The 18,702-nt window shown below is 38.6% G+C and carries 19 protein-coding genes and 1 pseudogene; 7 read left to right on the top strand and 13 right to left on the bottom strand.

Annotated features, from left to right (window positions below):
• The first annotated feature begins 82 nt into the window (after positions 1–82).
• The 6 genes from B2V92_RS00695 (at position 83) to B2V92_RS00670 (ending at position 6,800) form a co-directional block, all read left to right on the top strand.
• On the top strand, positions 83–2,458 hold the full coding sequence (locus B2V92_RS00695; RefSeq protein ID WP_293303881.1) for a DUF2339 domain-containing protein: 2,376 nt from the start codon (positions 83–85) through the stop codon (positions 2,456–2,458).
• The gene (locus B2V92_RS00690; RefSeq protein ID WP_293303880.1) at positions 2,436–3,668 is read left to right on the top strand and encodes a DUF3999 family protein; all 1,233 of its coding nucleotides are present in this window, start codon (positions 2,436–2,438) and stop codon (positions 3,666–3,668) included. Before B2V92_RS00695 ends, B2V92_RS00690 begins: the two co-directional genes overlap by 23 nt.
• Before the next feature lie 12 nt (positions 3,669–3,680).
• On the top strand, positions 3,681–4,802 hold the full coding sequence (locus B2V92_RS00685; protein WP_293303879.1) for a suppressor of fused domain protein: 1,122 nt from the start codon (positions 3,681–3,683) through the stop codon (positions 4,800–4,802).
• Positions 4,803–4,805: 3 nt separating this feature from the next.
• The gene (locus B2V92_RS00680) at positions 4,806–5,258 is read left to right on the top strand and encodes a DUF1569 domain-containing protein (protein WP_293303877.1); all 453 of its coding nucleotides are present in this window, start codon (positions 4,806–4,808) and stop codon (positions 5,256–5,258) included.
• A gap of 105 nt (positions 5,259–5,363) precedes the next feature.
• Complete coding sequence (locus tag B2V92_RS00675; protein ID WP_293303876.1) at positions 5,364–5,789, top strand: VOC family protein; 426 nt, start codon at positions 5,364–5,366, stop codon at positions 5,787–5,789.
• A 54-nt stretch (positions 5,790–5,843) separates the two neighbouring features.
• A complete protein-coding gene (locus tag B2V92_RS00670; protein ID WP_293303875.1) occupies positions 5,844–6,800 on the top strand; it encodes a zinc dependent phospholipase C family protein in 957 nt (318 codons plus the stop codon).
• Here B2V92_RS00670 and B2V92_RS00665 read toward each other — a convergent pair whose 3' ends face one another.
• The 13 genes from B2V92_RS00665 to B2V92_RS00605 all read right to left on the bottom strand — a co-directional run bounded on the left by B2V92_RS00665 (position 6,801) and on the right by B2V92_RS00605 (position 18,132).
• Entirely contained in the window at positions 6,801–7,487 is a 687-nt protein-coding gene (locus B2V92_RS00665) for a DedA family protein (protein WP_293303874.1), read from the bottom strand. It abuts the gene before it with no gap.
• A 66-nt stretch (positions 7,488–7,553) separates the two neighbouring features.
• Positions 7,554–8,279, bottom strand: coding sequence for a hypothetical protein (locus B2V92_RS00660; RefSeq protein WP_293303873.1), 726 nt, complete (start codon positions 8,277–8,279; stop codon positions 7,554–7,556).
• A gap of 58 nt (positions 8,280–8,337) precedes the next feature.
• Positions 8,338–9,021: a DUF4397 domain-containing protein gene (locus B2V92_RS00655; protein ID WP_293303871.1), complete on the bottom strand. Its 684-nt coding sequence runs from the start codon at positions 9,019–9,021 to the stop codon at positions 8,338–8,340.
• Between the two features lie 82 nt (positions 9,022–9,103).
• Entirely contained in the window at positions 9,104–10,228 is a 1,125-nt protein-coding gene (gene dnaN / locus B2V92_RS00650; RefSeq protein WP_113948421.1) for a DNA polymerase III subunit beta, read from the bottom strand.
• Positions 10,229–10,261: 33 nt separating this feature from the next.
• Complete coding sequence (gldG, locus tag B2V92_RS00645; RefSeq protein ID WP_293303866.1) at positions 10,262–11,947, bottom strand: gliding motility-associated ABC transporter substrate-binding protein GldG; 1,686 nt, start codon at positions 11,945–11,947, stop codon at positions 10,262–10,264.
• A complete protein-coding gene (gldF, locus tag B2V92_RS00640; RefSeq protein WP_293303864.1) occupies positions 11,947–12,672 on the bottom strand; it encodes a gliding motility-associated ABC transporter permease subunit GldF in 726 nt (241 codons plus the stop codon). Before gldF ends, gldG begins: the two co-directional genes overlap by 1 nt.
• A gap of 116 nt (positions 12,673–12,788) precedes the next feature.
• Positions 12,789–13,451 carry a porin family protein gene (locus tag B2V92_RS00635; protein WP_293303862.1) on the bottom strand — a complete coding sequence of 221 codons (663 nt, stop codon included), beginning with the start codon at positions 13,449–13,451 and terminating at the stop codon, positions 12,789–12,791.
• A gap of 81 nt (positions 13,452–13,532) precedes the next feature.
• On the bottom strand, positions 13,533–14,189 hold the full coding sequence (locus tag B2V92_RS00630) for a porin family protein (RefSeq protein WP_293303860.1): 657 nt from the start codon (positions 14,187–14,189) through the stop codon (positions 13,533–13,535).
• A 204-nt stretch (positions 14,190–14,393) separates the two neighbouring features.
• Positions 14,394–14,936 carry a hypothetical protein gene (locus B2V92_RS00625; protein ID WP_293303858.1) on the bottom strand — a complete coding sequence of 181 codons (543 nt, stop codon included), beginning with the start codon at positions 14,934–14,936 and terminating at the stop codon, positions 14,394–14,396.
• A 157-nt stretch (positions 14,937–15,093) separates the two neighbouring features.
• Entirely contained in the window at positions 15,094–15,624 is a 531-nt protein-coding gene (locus B2V92_RS00620) for a DUF3575 domain-containing protein (RefSeq protein ID WP_293303856.1), read from the bottom strand.
• 239 nt (positions 15,625–15,863) lie between these two features.
• Complete coding sequence (locus B2V92_RS00615; RefSeq protein WP_293303854.1) at positions 15,864–16,406, bottom strand: hypothetical protein; 543 nt, start codon at positions 16,404–16,406, stop codon at positions 15,864–15,866.
• 3 nt (positions 16,407–16,409) lie between these two features.
• Positions 16,410–17,117, bottom strand: a complete 708-nt coding sequence (locus B2V92_RS00610) for an ATP-binding cassette domain-containing protein (protein ID WP_293303852.1) — start codon at positions 17,115–17,117, stop codon at positions 16,410–16,412.
• A 94-nt stretch (positions 17,118–17,211) separates the two neighbouring features.
• Positions 17,212–18,132: a glycerophosphodiester phosphodiesterase family protein gene (locus tag B2V92_RS00605; protein WP_293303850.1), complete on the bottom strand. Its 921-nt coding sequence runs from the start codon at positions 18,130–18,132 to the stop codon at positions 17,212–17,214.
• 177 nt (positions 18,133–18,309) lie between these two features.
• Here B2V92_RS00605 and B2V92_RS00600 point away from each other — a divergent pair.
• Positions 18,310–18,702: pseudogene (locus B2V92_RS00600) on the top strand (glycine--tRNA ligase); the annotation flags it as partial.

Here is an 18,702-nt window from a genome sequence, read left to right as displayed (position 1 = left end):
GATAATGGGGTTTAATTTTTTAGCCTTATCCAAATTCATTCTTATCTTTAGTAAACTAAAATTACGCACTACCAGATATAGAATGGATAATTCCGAAAAACTAAACCTGCTGATGATCAGGCTCGAGAATCTGTTACTTAGGCAGCAGGGCTTTGAAGCCGAAATTGAGGCCTTGAGAAACGAAGTTAGGGCACTGCAATCGCCAGGTGCTGCAACTACAGCACCAGTAACTCCTGCAGAACCTATAATTGTACCTCCATCAAGAAACACATCGCCTAGCCCTGTTGTACAAAACCAGGCCGTACCGAGACCCGTGCCTACGCCTTTGCCAACACCCCAAAATCCGGCCCAACCTAATTTTGCCGAGCGTTTTAAACGCGAAAACATGGTTAAATCCGATTTCGAAAAGTTTATCGGAGAAAACCTGATCAGCAAAATCGGTATCCTGATTTTAATTATCGGCGTGGGCATCGGTGCCAAATATGCCATCGACCATGATATGGTGAGTCCGTTAACCAGGATTATACTGGGTTATGCTGTTGGTGCCGGGTTAATGGGTTTTGCCATAAAACTTAAAGCCAAATACGAAAATTTTTCTGCCGTGTTGGTGAGTGGTGCCATTGCCATCATGTATTTCATTACCTATGCTGCCTACGATTTTTATGCACTCATTCCGCAGACACTGGCCTTTGCCCTAATGGTTGTGTTTACGTCGTTTACCGTGGTAGCGGCCATTAAGTACAATAAACAGGTAATTGCACATATCGGTTTGGTTGGCGCATATGCCGTTCCTTTTTTACTGAGCGATGGCTCGGGCAAGGTTGGCGTATTGTTTACCTACATGGCCATCATCAACATCGGCATTCTGATACTCGGTTTTAAAAAGTACTGGAAACCTTTATTTTATGCTTCATTCGGCCTAACCTGGCTCATTTTTGTTTCCTGGAGGCTCGATTTAAGTAGTTCGCACAATTATTTCGGATTGGCCCTATTATTCTCTTCACTGTTTTTCATTACATTTTACATCACCAACCTCGCTTATAAAGTAAGTAAAAAAGAGACTTTCGGCTTTAGCGATGTAGTGATATTGCTTTTAAATTCATTTATCTATTATGGAATAGGTTATCTGATTATATCGAACAATAAAGATAGTGCTGAACTGGTGGGTTTATTTACGCTCGCCAATGCAGTAATCCATTTTATCGTGGCCCTCATTATCTACAGGAAAAAACTTGCTGATAAAAACCTGTTTTACCTGATCCTCGCCATGGTGATTACTTTTATAACCATTGCCGTGCCTGTTCAGTTAAATGGTGGTTGGGTAACTATATTCTGGGCAGTAGAAGCTGCTGTATTATTCTATCTGGCAAGGGTAAAAAACATCGCGATTTACGAAAAACTATCTTTCCCCTTAATATTCCTTGCTTTTCTAAGCCTTTTGGAAGATTGGGCCAATTATTATGATATCTACCCGGGAGATTCGGTACTAATCACACCAATATTCAATGTCGGCTTTTTAACAGCCTGTATCTTTATTGCCTGTTTTGCCTGGATGCTCAGTATTAATAAAAAAAACGAAGTTTCTTCTGATTGGGTATGGACAAGAAAGATATTGAATTATGCTATCCCTGCAATTCTGGTTTTCGCCACTTATATCACTTTCAGGGTTGAGATTTCTAAATATTTCAACAATCTCTTCGATTTAAGTAAGATTAGCATTAAACCTTCAAATAAGTTAGATAATCAGTACAACGAATACAATTATAATTTCGAGAGTTTAAAAACAGCATGGCTCCACATTTATACCCTGTTTTTTGCTGCAGCACTAACTTATCTGAACATTAAAAAACTGAAAAACGGTGAACTGGCGATTGCCAACCTCATGATTAACCTCTTTGTTGTTATCATTTTCCTCACTTTCGGACTTTATAATTTAAGCGAATTAAGAGACAATTACCTGTTGCCCGAAAGCAAATACTTTACAATCGGCTCATTCAATATCGGTATCAGATACATAGGCATTGCTTTTTTTACCCTGCTGATTGTACAATGTTACCAATTGCAACGTTCAGGGCTGCTTAAAAAAGACTTTAAAGTCCTGTTCGATTACCTGCTTTATATTTCACTTTTATGGATTATAAGCAGCGAGTTGATCAATATCCTGGAGTTATCGCATTCAGAAACAAGTTACAAATTGGGCTTAAGCATCCTTTGGGGTATTTTCTCTTTATTCCTGATCAGCATGGGGCTTGCCAGAAACAAAAAACACCTGCGCATCAGCGCCATGGTACTTTTTGGCATTACCCTGGTAAAATTGTTCTTTTATGATATCTACTCGTTGAGCACGATTTCAAAAACCATTGTTTTTGTGTCGCTGGGTGTGCTGTTGCTGATCATTTCTTTCCTTTACAACAAATACAAACATTTAATTATAGATGATGTTGAAGCTAAAAATTAAACTGCTCACCTTTTTTTTGATCTGTGTAGCCACCGCAAATGCACAAACTGCTTCTTTTCAATTTAAAAGGAATATTACTGGTGTAAATACAGTTTGGCATAAGATGGTACTGCCGAACGACCTGTATAAAAAAGCAAATGCAGGCTTTGATGATTTCAGGATTTTTGGAATTAATGGCAAAGATACTGTTGAGGTGCCTTATCTGTTAAAACAAAGGGCCGATCAGGTTACTACCCATGATGTTGCCTTTAAACAAATAAATCAAAGCAGCGGCGCAGATGGTTATTATTATACTTTTCAATCACCGGAAAACAATACCATCAATCAGATCAATTTAGCCTTTAAACAGGGAAATTTCGACTGGAAAGTAAAGCTCGAAGGAAGTAACGACAACCTAACGTGGTTTTCTATCTTAAAAGATTACCGGATTTTATCGATCAAAAATAACGCAACAGATTACCAATTTACCAAGTTGAGTTTTCCGGATGCTAAATACCAATATTTTAGGATTGCCATAAAAAGCCCTGTACAGCCTGATTTATCGGAAGCAAAAATATCGAAAACCGATACGATAAAAGGAACTTATCAGGACGTAAAATACCAATCCTTCGATCTTAAAAATGATGTTTCTTCAAAAGAAACCGTAATCGATATAGTATTGACCAGCCCTGTGCCACTATCTTATTTAAAATTGAATGCGCAGAGAGATTTCGATTTTTACCGTCCGTTTAAAATCGAATATGCAACAGATAGTTTTAAAACCGACAAGGGCATTCAGTACAATTACGCTGTACTTTATGAGGGGACCATCAGCTCTCTGGAAAAGCCTGAATTCAGTTTCAGCAATACTATTGCCGCTAGGTTAAAAATTACCATCCAGAATAACGACAATAAGCCTTTACGCCTAAGCGGTTTGGTATTAAAAGGAAATATTTACGAAATCATTGCCAGGTTCGATCAGCCCAAAGGTGAATATGCATTATATTATGGCAATGAAAAAGCCACGGCACCAGTTTACGAGATCGAAAAATTTGAAAGTAAAATCCCAATCAATTTAACCAGTGTAAATATTGGCGAAGAACAGAAAAACCCTTCATATCACATCAAAACAGAAAAGCCCCTGTTCGAAAACAAAGCATGGCTTTGGGTTTTAATGGCCTTGATTATTGTGTTATTGGGCTGGTTTTCGTTTAAAATGTTGAGGAATTAGATATTTATTTTAATGAGCCTTCTAAAAAAATTATTTTCTTCTGAAAAAGAAAAATACCAGTCACCGAAAGTGCTTCTCGAATTGCGTAGCCCGAACTGTCCAATTACCGCGGTAATCGAACAAGATAACAGGGTTGCTTATTTCTATCTTTGGGGCGATAAAGAAACCGATTTTGGCATTAAAAGTTGCTGGGTCAGAAACTTTATAGCTGCGCCGGTAAAAATTGAAACAAATCTTATCGAAAAAGGAATACCACCGATGCTTACCAATACGTTTTGTAGGTTTCCTGAAGGACAAACCCCTTTGAAAAGTGAAGATCTGGAAATTATTTGGCTTGAAGAAGGTGATGGCGCTGCATTATTGGAAAATGGAGAAATACTTGCAATTATCCCCTCGTGGTCTGGTATTGGCGATTTCTTTGGCTATGCAAGAGATTGTAACGGACAGGGCGAATTTTGCTGGGAACTTACAGAATCGAACATTCTTACAGATAGAGTAAAAAATGCCCAGGAATTTTGGTCTTTATGGACCAATAAACCTAACCCGTTTCAGATCAGACAACCTCAGCTTTTAAATACTTATAAAGAATTTTTGGGTGATGGTGATAAATATTATGCAATAGACGGAAACGAATGGCCACCAAAAGGATTATTCCTAAAAACCGGTGAATTTAATGATGTATTTGCTACTGTAGGCTTATCATTGATTCCTATGCCAACTGTTGAAATGTATAGCGAAACACCCAACGACATTAATAGGATTGAACTGGGTTTGATATTAAAGTCTGGCCAAAAAGAATCAGAATTAAACGAACTGGCAAATTGGATAAGTGGACAGGCAGATATTCCTTGGACAAGGATGACATGGATGGGTAATGGCCACACGATTACTTTTATGAAACTTAAAAATACTAAAATCACATCCGTAATTTTAGTTAAAAACCTAAAAGTTCTGCCTAAACTGGAATTTGAAGATTATAGAAATAGTAAAGTCAATATGCTGTGGATGATCCCCATAACAGAAAATGAACGTGACCATGTTATAAAAAATGGTTCTGAAACCCTTATCGAAAAACTGAATGAATTAGGCACAGAAATTTTTAATATTTATAGAACGGAGATCTTATTTAATTAAACCATGAAAAATATCTTTGAACCCGCAGTAACCGGCGAAATCACCGAAAGAATTAACCAGCTTAGCCCTTCAACAGCACAACTTTGGGGCAAAATGAATGTTGCACAGATGCTGGCGCATTGTAATGTGAGCTATGAACTCGTTTACGACGATATCCATCCAAAACCGGGGCCATTTACCAGGTTTCTACTCAAAACACTGGTCAAAAATAAAGTGGTAAACGAAAAGCCTTACCCAAAAAATAACCAAACGGCACCACAGTTTATCATTAAAGGTGAAAAGGATTTTGAAAAAGAAAAAAGCCGTTTAATTGCTTACATCAATAAAACCCAGCAGCTTGGCGAAAGCCATTTTGATGGTAAAGCGTCGCATTCGTTCGGGGCGTTAACCAAAACCGAATGGAACAACATGTTTTATAAACACTTAGACCATCATTTAAATCAATTTGGCGTTTAAATTTAGGCTGTGATTGTCTAAATCGCCCCCTAAAAACGTCTTTTTCATACCTTATGCAGTTTAAATATCCTGCTTAACTTGGTACTAACAAAAAACCTATATAAAATGGCAAAACCACTTGTAACATGCCTTTGGTTCGACGGACAGGCCGAGGCAGCAGCTAATTATTATTGTACAGTTTTTAAAGACGCTAAAATTACCCAGGTTACCCCAATGGTAGTTACCTTCGAACTGAATGGAAATAAATTTATGGGGCTTAATGGCGGTCCGCAATTTAAGTTCAACGAAGCCATTTCGCTTATGGTAAATTGTGATAGTCAGGAGGAGATAGATTACTACTGGAATACCTTAAGCAAAAATGGCGGCGAAGAAAGCGTTTGCGGCTGGTTGAAAGATAAATTTGGCCTCTCGTGGCAGATTGTTCCTTCTAACCTGGGCGAGCTAATGGCCGAACCCGAAAAAGCCCAAAGGGTAATGGAAAAAGTGATGCAGATGAAAAAGCTTGATAAGGCCGTACTCGAAAATGCCTAAATTCTAAAACACAATCCCTGGGAGTTATCAGGAAAATTCCGTATCTTGTTTGATATGAAAAGATTAACGGCAATCATTACGTTAATCATCCCACTATTTCTTTGTACCTCCTGGGGGTTCTTTGCACACCAAAGGATAAACAATCTTGCGGTTTTTACTTTGCCGCCCAGCATGATCGGTTTCTATAAAAAGAACATCAAATACATTACCGAACATGCGGTAGACCCCGATAAACGAAGGTATGCCGATACTCTGGAAGCTCCACGGCATTACCTCGATGTAGAAAACTATGAGAAAAACATCGATAGTATTCCCGAAAAATGGAATGATGCCCTAGCTAAATATGGCTTAAAAAAACTGCATACCGATGGGATCGTGCCCTGGCAGATTGAGCGTACTTATTATAGTTTGGTTAAGGCTTTTAAAACCCGCGACTCGGTAAAAATATTAAAATATTCAGCAGATTTGGGCCATTATATTGGCGATGCACACGTACCATTGCATACCACAGCCAATCACAACGGTCAATTAACCAACCAGGTGGGTATCCATGCCTTTTGGGAAAGCCGCCTGCCCGAACTTTTTTCTACGCGATACAATTTTGTGGTTGGTAAGGCCCGTTACATCGAAAATCCATTAAAAGAAGCCTGGAAAATACTCAAACATACGCACAGTTTGGTTGATACTGTTTTAACCTTCGAAGCTGAGCTAAATGTATCCTTCCCTACCAGTCAGAAATACAGCTTTTCTGAACGTAACAGTGCTATTCTTAAACAATATTCCAAAGAATATGCTAAAGCATATCACGATAAGATGAACAATATGGTAGAGAAGCAGATGCGTGCAGCCATATTGGCCATCGGCTCATTCTGGTACGCTGCATGGGTTGATGCTGGCCAACCCGTGCTTAAAAACCTGATCAGAAGGGAATTATTGCCTGGTGAACAAAAGCAGGAAACAGATACCGAGCAGAAATACCAAAGAGGCGTACTGATTGGCCGCGAACTTTAATTAAGCTTTTGTATCTCCGTTTTCGATGATCTCTTCGATTTTTTTAGGTTTTAAACGGCTTTTAATTGCTGCCCAGATAGCAGGTACAAAAGTAACCACAGCGATAAAGATAATCACCAGTTCGAAGTTGTTTTTGATTACCGGAATCTGCCCCAACAGATAACCGCCAATTAACAGGGCGAAAATCCAGGTTACACCACCAATAATATTATAATAGGTAAAACGGCCAAAAGGCATTTTTGCAATACCGGCAACAAAAGGTGCTATGGTTCTGAAAATAGGTAAAAAGCGGCTCAACATGATCGCTTTACCACCATGTTTTTCGAAAAACTCATGCGATTGATGATAATATTTCAGTTTGAGGATCTTATTTTTCTCTTTAAATACACCTGCCCCCAGCACACTGCCCAGTTTATAATTAACCGTATTGCCTAAAATTGCGGCAACGATCAGAATAACCAGCATAACCCAGATGTTTAAACCTGTTTCATGTTCGCCGGCAATTAAAGCTCCCATTGCAAAAAGCAACGAGTCGCCAGGTAGAAACGGTGTGACTACAAAACCTGTTTCAGCAAAGATGATGAGGAATAAAATAAGATAGGTCCAGGTGCGGTATTCGTTTACGATCTCGGCTAAATGAACATCAATATGAAGAATAAAATCTAAAAGCTGCTGTAGTAATTCCAATTTATCTGATTTTGGGCAAAAGTATGAATATGAAAGGGATTAAGTGCTAGAAAAGTGCAATATAATTTAGTTGGCAGAAACCAGACGCATCTGTAGTTCTCCTTTTTTCGATCCATCGAGCAGAACGGTATAAACCAATCCTTTGGTAATGGCCAGTGATCCTACCGGTTTGGTAGTAGTGGGAGCTACTGTAAGCGAATCTAATGTAGATACTGGTAGTTGGGTTGATACAGTAGAGGTTAATGTAAAAGATATTTTAGTTGCCTTTGTTACATTAACAGTATGGCTTAGCCTATCTCCATATTTCATGGTAAATTGAGGGAAAGCATTTCCGTCATCCTTAACAATCACATCAGAACCCAAAGTATAACCCAAATTTAAAAAAGTTAATTTGGCCACAGTCAGATTTGGCTTTACATCATCTTGATAAACATTAAGTAAGGGGCGATCGGTCGTATTTTTTCGTGTATAGTAAACCGAATAGTTAGCACCAATATCAAACTTTTGCGTTGCGCTTGCCACATCAACCCCCGTATTTATATTTCTGGAAGTGATGGTGTAGGTAGAATCTCCGGCAATTACAATATAATTGCTATTTGAGCCGTAATTTGTAGAGGCGCCAGACTGAATACCCCTTAGATAAAAATTCTGAGTGGTATCGGTTACAGCCGCCTGAAAGTACCTGATCTTAGCATCCCCTTTGATAAAATTATCATTCTTAATGCATGAAAAGAGCATTAACGCAGGTAAAACCATAAAAAGTATGGGGAATATAATACGGGTATTTTTCATATAAATCGCTAATGCAAATAAAACGTAAAGATAGCAGAAACGGTATAATTTTGTTAAATTAATTATCAGTGATAATATGGGCTTCCAGTGTTGCAGCTGTGGTTCCGCTAAACCAGATGGTATAGATCTTTCCGCCAGCCAAAGCGGTACCTTCTATGGTTTTTATTGTGCCAGAGCCTACTACATTATACCTTAAATTCATTCCTGCATCAACAGTAAAATAATTTGATGCCTCTTTAAATGGCAGGCCATTAACAAATTGCGTACCACCCTGTACCATTACATTTATACCCGTGGTAAAGCTAGGCGTAAGGTTAATGAGTTTGATTTTAGCTTTGCTGCTTTCGTTATTGCTTAAGTTATCTTCATAACTAACAAGTTCGAGCTGGCCCTGCTTGTTGCTTACCAGAAATGTAGTGTAGGTAATAGATGGCGTAAAATTTAGAGAAGTATCGGTAGCAGCAGCCATATTATCGGTTCCGGTATAGGAAACACTTCTGTTGCCGGATGGGATTTTTACATATTCGCTGCTTTCGCCAAAAGCCAAAGCAACCGAAGTCAGTTTTTCATTATCAAGGTAAAAATCCTGATGTACATCTGCCTGAGAAGCATTAACCACTTTAACCTTGGCTTCTCCTTTAACAATTACATCAGGATCGTGTTTTTTACAGGATGATAATGCGATTGCAGTTAAAGAGATAGATAGAATCAGTGATTTCGAGAGATAAGTATAGATTTTCATAAGGTTAGGTTTGTTGGTAAACAAAAATGGCTTGATCAAAAATCAAGCCATTCCCTTATAAAAAAACTAAATAACTAGTAGTTTAGTAACTATTATTTAACATTACCGGCATTACCAGCATCAAAACATCTTCATTTTCATCGTTGGTTTGCGGGATTAAAAGCCCTGCCCTGTTCGGTGTCGAAAGCTCTAAAGTAACTTCATCGCCACTTAAATTGCTTAACATTTCGATTAAAAAACGTGCATTAAAGCCTATTTCAAGGTCTTCACCATCATATTGGCAGCTTAAACGCTCATGTGCCTCATTTGCAAAATCCAGATCCTCAGAAGAAATATTCAGTTCGCTGCCGCTGATTTTTAACCTCACCTGGTGTGTGGTTTTATTTGCAAAAATTACAACCCTGCGAAGTGTATTTAAAAACAGACCCCTATCAATAATCAATTTGTTCGGATTATTGGTCGGAATTACTGCCTCATAATCTGGATAGCGTTCGTCTATTAAACGACATACCAGATTGATATTTTCAAATTTAAAGAAAGCACTGGTTGCATTATAATCAACAGATACATTGATATCTGTAGATGGTAATGCTGCTTTCAAAAGTGTTAAAGCCTTTTTAGGAAGAATAAATGATGTTGCTTTATCCGCTTTGCTATCCATACGACGGTATCTAACCAACTTGTGTGCATCGGTTGCAACAAAAGTGATGTGCTGAGGAGATAACTGACAGAATACACCTGTCATAGCCGGACGAAGTTCATCATTACTTACCGCGAAAATGGTTTTGGTAATGGCTTCGGTTAAAACCGACGCCGGTAAATTTACCGAAGAGGCATTTTCTACAACCGGGATTTTTGGAAAATCGTCGCCGTTTTCGCCGCTTAATTTATATTTACCGTCGCCTGCGCTGATCTCGATGGCAAAAGTGCTGTCATCAATATTAAAAGCAATAGGCTGATCTGGTAAGGTTTTTAAGGTATCTAATAAAATTTTTGATGGAACAGCCACTTTACCTTCTTCCTTTGATTCTACAGGCAGCGCAGTTGTCATGCTGGTTTGCAGATCGGTAGCAGAGATAGTTAAGTTTCCATCTTTAATTTCGAAGAGAAAATTTTCTAGTATAGGTAAAACCGTGCTGCTGCTCGAGGCACCATTTACAGTTTGTAAGTGTTTTAACAGAGTTGATGTGGATACAATAAATCTCATGATATCATTTAGTCTTCTTCAAAAATATAAAAATTATTTAGCGTACTTGTATTTGCGGTAATAATGTTGAAAAATTGCAAAGAATATTAACAATAGTAAGGGTGCCACCACATTTATAAACTGCCATTTGGTTTTTTCGAGCTTAATTTTGGCTTTATCAAGCAACCTGATCTTTACTTCCTTATTCCGCAACGAGATCAGGTTATCTTCATCAGTAAAATAATCGACAATATTGAGTAGCAAAGCCTTATTACCAAAAGTACGCTGCGAGTAACGGTCGAAACCCAATGGAAAAGGCGTACCGTTCTGTTCCGACACCTGATTTTTAAAAATGTCGCCATCCCCGATCACGATCATTTTGGCAGGTTTACCGGTACTTTGCAAAGTATAGGGCTGGGTGATACCTGCAGGTAAAGGCCTGCCGGCAAAAACCGACGGAAAATTTCCTTCTAACAGTGCACCTACATTTTGTGGCTTACTTTGAAAAGCTCTTGGATCCAATTTTTCGCTGATCATCTGTAAACTGAACAGTTTAGGCGCTTCGAAAACCTTATTGTATGGAGATGTAGTTAAAATATATGATTTTTTTACGCCTTTGGCTCCAATGGTATCAACGGTACTTGGAAATTCGGATTTTATCCCATCCAGTTTTTTCACCACATCCTGTGCAGTATCAGGCAATAAAATAGGATAATAAATCCAGGGTACCAGTTGCATCTGGTTCTGGCCACCTACTACGCCTGTAGACACCGGAATTTCGGCACTGTTAGCCGGATCGGCGATAATATTGTAGTTCACCCTCGCGCCGTACATAAAAAGCATATCATCCAGGTTAAGGTTACTGTTAATGGCCATCTGCCCATTGCGGTTCCTCAAACTATCCAGCTCCGCCCGTACCTGATCGATACTCCAAAGTACGCGCCCGCCGTTCATTACAAAATAATTGATCTTGTATTTTTCGGTTTCGGTAAAAGGTTTTGTAGGCTTGGCAATTACCATCATGCCCAGTTTATCGAGCCCTGCTTTATCAATGGTATTTAAATCAATACGGCCAACAAGGTAACTGTTGGATAGCGAATGGATGCCATCGGCCAATTGAAGATCTGTTAATTCGCCGTTCGATTCGGTAAAACCGATCCGCGGATTGGTACCTGTAATTACTTTCTTTAAACTGGAGGTAAAAATATATTCGAGGTTTTCGATGGATCGGTTAATGTTATCTTCATAACTGCCCCTTGTATCGAGATTCTGAAAAAGTTTTATGGGCAGCTGTTTTCCATCGCTCTCGATCATCGCCATCGGAAAAACAAATTTCTGGGTAAGGCCCTCTTCTGTTTTAACACTTAAATTGGTGGCCTCAATACCTTTTTCGTATAAATTATTGATCACCGTATCCTGTTCTGCCTGATTTAAACCGGCCAGGGGATCAACAAAAACAATTTTTATCTCGCTTTTGGCATAAGCCCTATAATCCGATAAAATATCGCTTACCGCAGCCTGTAAACGTTTAAAAGCTGGAGGAAGTTCTCCTGAAAGAAATACCGTAATAGTTACCGGTTTTCCGTTTTTCTGCAACAGGGTTTTTGTTTTTTCGCTCAGTGTAAAACGTTTGTCGGCAGTAAAGTCGAAACGGTGAAAAACGTAAGAACCAATCACATTAAAAACAACCAAAACGGCAATTGCAGCAATAAAACTAACCCATTTATTCTTCGTCTTCATTATCGTTTCCCTCCTATGATTAATTTAGTGAACAATAAAAACAAAGCCGAAAAGGTAATAAAATAGATCAGGTCGCGGGTATCTAAAACACCCCGACTGATAGCAGTATAATGCTGGTTGATCCCTAAATTGGTGATGCTGGTTTCTACAGACTGAAAAGCAGCAATCTGGCTGGTGTAATCGAAACCCAGAAAAGAAAATGCGCATAAAGCGGCACATATTACAAAGGCAATAACCTGGTTCTTGGTTAAGGCCGACGAAAAAATACCGATGGCAGTAAATGCTGCCCCCAGTAAAAACAGACCGATATACGACCCGATAACGGATCCGGTATCAATATTCCCTTCAGGAAAACCCAATTTTGAGATGCTGTAATAATAAACTACCGTTGGGATTAAGGCAAACAATACGAGTACCAAACTGGCGAGGTATTTTGCCACAATAATCTGCCATATGCGGATGGGGCGGGTAATTAAAAGTTCGTAGGTCCCCTCTCTCCTTTCCTCAGCAAAAGAGCGCATGGTGATGGCCGGAATAAGGAACATAAAAAGATAGGGCACCAGACTAAAAAAACCGCTCAGCTCGGCATAACCATAATCAAGTACCGAAGTATCGGGAAAGAACCAGAGTAAAAGCCCCGAAACCAATAGAAAAATACCGATGGTGATATAAGCAACCATCGAACTCAAAAAACTGAATAACTCGCGTTTAAAAACTGCGTACATGTGCTATTAAAACGCCGAAGTTAACCATTTATTCCTGCAAATTTAAAAAGGAGGTTGAAGTAAATTGATCGCCGTGAGGCTACATGGCAAGTTTGGTAAAAATAAATGGATGCATGTTATAAAGTAAAACCCAATCCTACAGAATATACCAGATTTTTAGCGTTTAAATATACATCCCTCGAATTGGAAAATTTTACAGCACTGGCGCTAATACCTGCCTGTATATTTAATCCGTTGGCAAGCTGAAATCCAGCCAGGGCATTTCCGCCAAAATCCAACCGTTTAAAATCTCTATCCGATCCGAATTTAACATTTTGTTTATCTGGTCTTACCACATCATCATTAATTACATATTTATACCTGGCCGTTCCTGATAATGCGACACCCAGATACGGCCCTAAGCCGAAAAATATCTTTTGTTTTCCAACCGGAATATAGGCAATAGCGTTGGCCGGTATCTCAAAATAAAGGAGGTTAATTTTTGCTGATGCAGTGTTATAACTAAAATAGGATGCTTCAGTTCCTTTGCCAACAATAGAAAAGCCTGGTTGAAATGCGATATTTTTTCCTAGAGGAATATCCACCGTTGCACCAAAATAGAACGAGGTATTAACACTACTTTCACTAATAGCCCCACCATCAAAAGCTATTGCATCCTTACTGGCTGTAATTTTCGGGAATGTTACACCTGCTTTTACCGAAATCGGTAAGGCTTTTTTCTGCGCAGAAACCGATAAGGCAGGTATTAATGTAAATAAGAACAAAATAATTTTCTTCATGGGACAAAGTTTGATGAAATGTTAATTATTATTTACAAAAAAGCCCCGAATATACCTCGGGGCTTCACTTTTATTTCCGGTTTAGAAAGAAAAACCTACACCAACGGTGAAAACTTTGTTTTTAAAGGTTACTTCGTCCGAGATATCATCATCAGCCACGCTGCTTAGCCCTAAGCCATAACCTGCATGGATATTAAAACCATTGTTTAACTGATACCAGGCCAAAAAGTTTAATCCAAAATCGGTACGCTTAAATTCAGAATCATTCTCACCAAATTTGATATCTTCCTTGATCGATCCATATTTACCATTTGCATTTAAAGCATAAGCAAAGTATGGTCCGGCGCCAACAAATATTTTACCCGCACCATTCAACTTAAAATTGGCCAAAACATTTACAGGTAATTCGAGGTAATTAAAATTTAAGGTAACTTTCTCGCTTGGTCCGGTTCCGCTATCTTCAAAAGCAAAGCTGTTACTGTTAAATTTTGTTCCTTTGCTGATAAAAGTTAAGCCCGGCTGGATTGAAATCACATCCGATACGGCAAATTCTGCCGTACCGCCAACATAAAATGAGGTTTTGGCATCGAAACTTACCGAGGTACTGCCTGATGAGATGGTCATATTAGGAAAAGCGAGGCCTGCTTTTACGCCAAAAGTTACCGGTTTTCCTGTCTGAGCTGAAGCTGCAAAGCCCAGGCCTGCAACTGTTAATAAAGATAATACGAATCTTTTCATGATTTTGAGAGTTGTTATAAGAATTATTTTTAGTTTCCGTGCTCCGCTTATTTTTTGCGAAAGCGTTACAATGATAAAAAAACTAATCTGATAGTTAAAAAATATCTTCTGATTTCCTTTTTTAACTAAAAGACATTTAAAGGATTGCAAACAAAAAAGCCCCCAATTTCTCGGAGGCTCTTAAATAATTTATTATTGTTTTTACTACAAACCGAATGCGAACGCAGCACGGATACCGATAAACGATACTGACGAACCATTTCTGGCCCATCCCTCGTAACGTATACCTAAATCGATACTTGATTTATCCGCTACAGAAAAAGATGCACCTAAAGTTGGAGAGTATGCAAAAGCAGTACCGGATCCTTCGCCAGTAGCAATGGCAGCTCCTACCTCACCAGCGCCATAAAAATTACCGCCAAAATAATACTTAGCACCTACTTTTAAAGGAATAATACCATCATTTTTAAGTTCTGAACCAACTAAAGCTTTATAGGCATCTTTAATCTCTTTTTTATAAGAGAACGATAAGTATCCTGCAGAACCTGTTAAGTTTAGTGATTTCGCAACATTTAGTTCTCCTTGAACTGAACCACCAAAACCTAAATTGTTAGCATCTGCTAATTTGCCAATTGGTAAAGCGAAATCTGGTCCTACGCTGATTTTGTTAACCGCGCCTTCTGTTTGAGCTGAAGCTGCATAACCTAAGCCTGCAACCATTAATAAAGATAATAATACTTTTTTCATGTGTTTTCTGTTAATTGAAACTTATTATTTAGTTAAAACAATAGACGTTGAAAAAACCAAAAAGTTACAGCAAAAATTAAAATTTCAATCCGTTAAAAACAAAAAACGCCCTGAGATTAATCAGAACGTCTTAATAATTAATTGTTTATTATTTAATTTAGAAAGAAAACCCTAAGCCAAAACCTAGGTTTGGTAAAACACCACTACCTTTTAGGGTAGAAAAAGCTCCGTCGTTATCATCATATTTAAATGAAGAGTAAGCAGCTCCCAGGTTTAAATCGATAACAAAACCGCTATCGAATGCCCATTGGTAACCTGCTTTAGCGCCGATGTTCAATGACCCGTAATTGGTTTTGTATTCCTGGCCATCAAAGAAATCTTCGATTTTCACCTTTCCGGTCAGATAACCAGCTTTTGCACCTACATACCAGCCGTGTAAGCTTTCGCGGAAATAATAACGGTATTGTGCTTCGCCGCCGAAACTAGAGTATTTTGAACCCCCAAGTTTATAACCGGCAACTCCTAATCCTACGCTGGCAGAACTGTTATCGCCAATTTTAAATTCACCACTAACCAAATCTGTACCACCTAAAAGCGCAAGAGGGTTAGCTTTAATTGCAATAGTTTGAGCTTTAGTTGCAAATCCAAGTGCTGCAACCATTAATAAAGATAATAACGTTTTTTTCATTGTAATTATTTAGATTTTATTTTCCTACTTATAGGCAACCTCCATGCCATCAGAAAATAAAAGCCTGAATAAAACATCAATAAATAGCTTTAAAGAGTATCAAATAGCTAAAATTGCGAGTATTATATAAAGCTCGAAAACTTAATTAAGTCTAATTAATCAACATTGTGGATTTATTTCAACAAAAAAACGGGGAAATTTTACACATTCAGAACTAACAATATTAGTTTCTGATCCAATTACAGTCCCAAAACATAAGCGAACCTGATCCCAACAAAACCATTGGTATTGGATTTGTTTAAACCAACTGAACTGCTTTTGCCCGTCCATGCCTCGTAACGGATACCTAAATCGAGTTTATCCCCTCCAGCGAGCTTAAATTGATTTCCTAAACCGGGCGACCATGCAAATAAAGTTTTCTGATCTTTATTTAAAGGTAATGCAGCCCCCAACTGTCCTTCGGCATAAAAACTTTCGCCCAACTGATATTTAAAGCCTCCTTTTGCTGGGATATATGATAAATCCTGAACATTGAATAACTGGTTTTTCCTGCCAAAAAAGTTCATGTAACCTGCGTTTAAGGTTAGTGCAAAATCTTCGGCGATGGGAAAATCGGCTTTTACAGATGCACCCAATCCTATTCCCGACAGGTTGGAAAAATTGCCCGAAGGCAAACCGATTTCTGCTCCAATGCCGATGTTGGCACTGGTTTGCGCTTTTAAAAGTACCGGACTTAAAAATAAAAAAGTGATGAGTAAAATCTTAAATTTTGGATTAAGCATAAATTAAGCGGTAAGTTTCCTGAAAATATCTTCTAATGACTGCTGTTGATGCGCTTTTTTAAGTCCTTCGAGTGAATCGTTTGCGACTATTTTACCTTTGCTGATAATAATAATATCATCGCATATAGCTTCTACTTCCTGCATAATGTGGGTAGAGATCACCACCGTTTTGGCAGCACCCAAAGTTTTGATCAGCAACCTGATATCAACCAGTTGGTTCGGATCGAGGCCCGAAGTAGGCTCGTCCAAAATTAAAACTTCGGGATTATGGATAATGGCCTGCGCCAGGCCCACGCGCTGGCGGTAGCCTTTGGATAACATACCTATTTTTTTATGCTGCTCGGGTGTTAGTCCTACCATTTTGATCACCTCATCAATCCTGGCAGACAAATGAGCGGTTTGGTAAGTTTGTCCAACAAAATTTAAAAACTCTTTTACATACATATCGGCGTAAAGCGGTGTATTTTCAGGCAGATAACCAATGTGTTTTTTAGCCTCCAATGCTTGAGATACGATGTTCTTACCAGAAATTTCAGCTTCGCCGGATGTAGGTTCCAAATAACCGGTAAGCATACGCATGGTGGTAGATTTACCTGCTCCGTTCGGACCCAAAAAGCCAAGGATACGGCCAGGTTTAGCTTCAAAACTGATAGCATCTACCGCTTTTTGCTTATCGTAATGTTTAGAAAGATTTTTAACTGAAATACTCATGTCTGTATATTTAACGGCAAAGAGCATGGAGATTTTAGCAAAGTAACTATTCCATTAGGATTCTTCGTTGTTCCTCCTCGCAATGACGGCTAAATTAATTTATATGTGTTGAACTTATTTTTTTATTGTACCTGAATTTATCCAGTTCTTCCGAAGCCTGCTGCAGATTATCGCCTGATAAAATATCGGCACCATTGTTAACGAGGTGGTAATATACCATTTTGGCGGGAGCCGCAATAGCACTTTTATCAATATTGCCCATGGTACCCAAAATGGTGGTAATGCCTTTGCTATGCAGGTATTGATATAATTCTTTATCAGGCGCAGTAACCCCCACAAAGGCTACAATACGGTTATCCGGAATCCCCAAATTGTTTAACCTTTTTAGCTCGGCTTTCTTTTGCACCGAGGCCGAAATCATCAGATCGGGGGCCAGTTGATGTACTTCTTTTGCCTGATCGGCTGTGTAGGTAATGATAATCGAATTACTTTCTACTTTATATTGCCTTACTTTTTCGATCACTTTGGCGTAAGAAACACCTTTTTTTAAATCGATGGTCAACAATACTTTCCCTTTGCTCCAGCTCAGTACACTATCCAATGTTGGGATTTTAAATTTCGTCTCATTCCCATCATTATCTTTTAGGTTAAAGGCTTTTAACTCCCCATAAGTATAATTACCAACCGGGCCTTTTCCAGTAGAAGTTCTATCCAATAAATCATCGTGCATAATTACCATCACCGAATCTTTACTGTAAGCGATATCAAATTCGATAACCACAGGGTTGTAGGTTGTGGCATTATCAAAGGTTTCAATACAGTTTTCAGGATAACCGGCCATCGGCCCGCCACGGTGCGCACTGATTAATGGGAAACGGTTATCGGGCGACCACTTTAAGAACCGGTATAATTCTTCAGCGCTATTAAATTTAATATATTGATGGCTTCTTTCTTCTGTTTTGCACGAGCTAAACGCGGCAACAATAACCAAGAATAGTAAGTGATGGAATTTCATGGATCAAAAGTAAACAAATTGGTTAACTGTTGAACTGGTTAAGCGGTTAATTGCTAAAAAGGGTTAACCGCTTAATTGTTGACTGCAATACATTTTCTCCAGTTCCTTTTAGCTTGATCAAAAACCTTTTACCTTTTACCTCTTACCTTTTACCTTATTTATTATCTTTGCTGCATTATGGCTCAAAAGAATAACGACGAACAATTTAAAAATGTAATATCACACGCTAAAGAATACGGTTTTGTATTCCAGAGCAGCGAAATATATGATGGCTTAAGTGCTGTTTACGATTATGGCCAATTGGGTGCCGAGTTGAAAAACAACATCAAAACCTACTGGTGGAAAGCCATGGTACAGATGCACGAAAACATTGTAGGTATTGATTCTGCAATTTTTATGCACCCTAAGGTTTGGAAAGCCAGCGGACACGTTGATGGTTTTAACGATCCGATGATCGATAATAAAGATTCGAAAAAACGTTACCGTGCCGACCAGTTATTGGAGAATAAAATTGATGAACTATATTCTGAACTGGCAAATTTCAGTGCTGATAACAAAGCTAAGTTTGAA

The organism is Pedobacter sp. UBA5917, assembly GCF_002432345.1.
Classification (GTDB): domain Bacteria; phylum Bacteroidota; class Bacteroidia; order Sphingobacteriales; family Sphingobacteriaceae; genus Pedobacter.
This window is presented reverse-complemented; position numbering and strand designations above follow the sequence as displayed.

Bases quoted from the DNA above. Each gene is read 5' to 3' on its own strand.
- B2V92_RS00695 (WP_293303881.1), top strand. From the start codon at position 83: ATGGATAATTCCGAAAAACTAAACCTGCTGATGATCAGGCTCGAGAAT.
- B2V92_RS00690 (WP_293303880.1), top strand. From the start codon at position 2,436: ATGATGTTGAAGCTAAAAATTAAACTGCTCACCTTTTTTTTGATCTGT.
- B2V92_RS00685 (WP_293303879.1), top strand. From the start codon at position 3,681: ATGAGCCTTCTAAAAAAATTATTTTCTTCTGAAAAAGAAAAATACCAG.
- B2V92_RS00680 (WP_293303877.1), top strand. From the start codon at position 4,806: ATGAAAAATATCTTTGAACCCGCAGTAACCGGCGAAATCACCGAAAGA.
- B2V92_RS00675 (WP_293303876.1), top strand. From the start codon at position 5,364: ATGGCAAAACCACTTGTAACATGCCTTTGGTTCGACGGACAGGCCGAG.
- B2V92_RS00670 (WP_293303875.1), top strand. From the start codon at position 5,844: ATGAAAAGATTAACGGCAATCATTACGTTAATCATCCCACTATTTCTT.
- B2V92_RS00660 (WP_293303873.1), bottom strand. From the start codon at position 8,279: ATGAAAAATACCCGTATTATATTCCCCATACTTTTTATGGTTTTACCT.
- B2V92_RS00655 (WP_293303871.1), bottom strand. From the start codon at position 9,021: ATGAAAATCTATACTTATCTCTCGAAATCACTGATTCTATCTATCTCT.
- dnaN (WP_113948421.1), bottom strand. From the start codon at position 10,228: ATGAGATTTATTGTATCCACATCAACTCTGTTAAAACACTTACAAACT.
- gldG (WP_293303866.1), bottom strand. From the start codon at position 11,947: ATGAAGACGAAGAATAAATGGGTTAGTTTTATTGCTGCAATTGCCGTT.
- gldF (WP_293303864.1), bottom strand. From the start codon at position 12,672: ATGTACGCAGTTTTTAAACGCGAGTTATTCAGTTTTTTGAGTTCGATG.
- B2V92_RS00635 (WP_293303862.1), bottom strand. From the start codon at position 13,451: ATGAAGAAAATTATTTTGTTCTTATTTACATTAATACCTGCCTTATCG.
- B2V92_RS00630 (WP_293303860.1), bottom strand. From the start codon at position 14,189: ATGAAAAGATTCGTATTATCTTTATTAACAGTTGCAGGCCTGGGCTTT.
- B2V92_RS00625 (WP_293303858.1), bottom strand. From the start codon at position 14,936: ATGAAAAAAGTATTATTATCTTTATTAATGGTTGCAGGCTTAGGTTAT.
- B2V92_RS00620 (WP_293303856.1), bottom strand. From the start codon at position 15,624: ATGAAAAAAACGTTATTATCTTTATTAATGGTTGCAGCACTTGGATTT.
- B2V92_RS00615 (WP_293303854.1), bottom strand. From the start codon at position 16,406: ATGCTTAATCCAAAATTTAAGATTTTACTCATCACTTTTTTATTTTTA.
- B2V92_RS00610 (WP_293303852.1), bottom strand. From the start codon at position 17,117: ATGAGTATTTCAGTTAAAAATCTTTCTAAACATTACGATAAGCAAAAA.
- B2V92_RS00605 (WP_293303850.1), bottom strand. From the start codon at position 18,132: ATGAAATTCCATCACTTACTATTCTTGGTTATTGTTGCCGCGTTTAGC.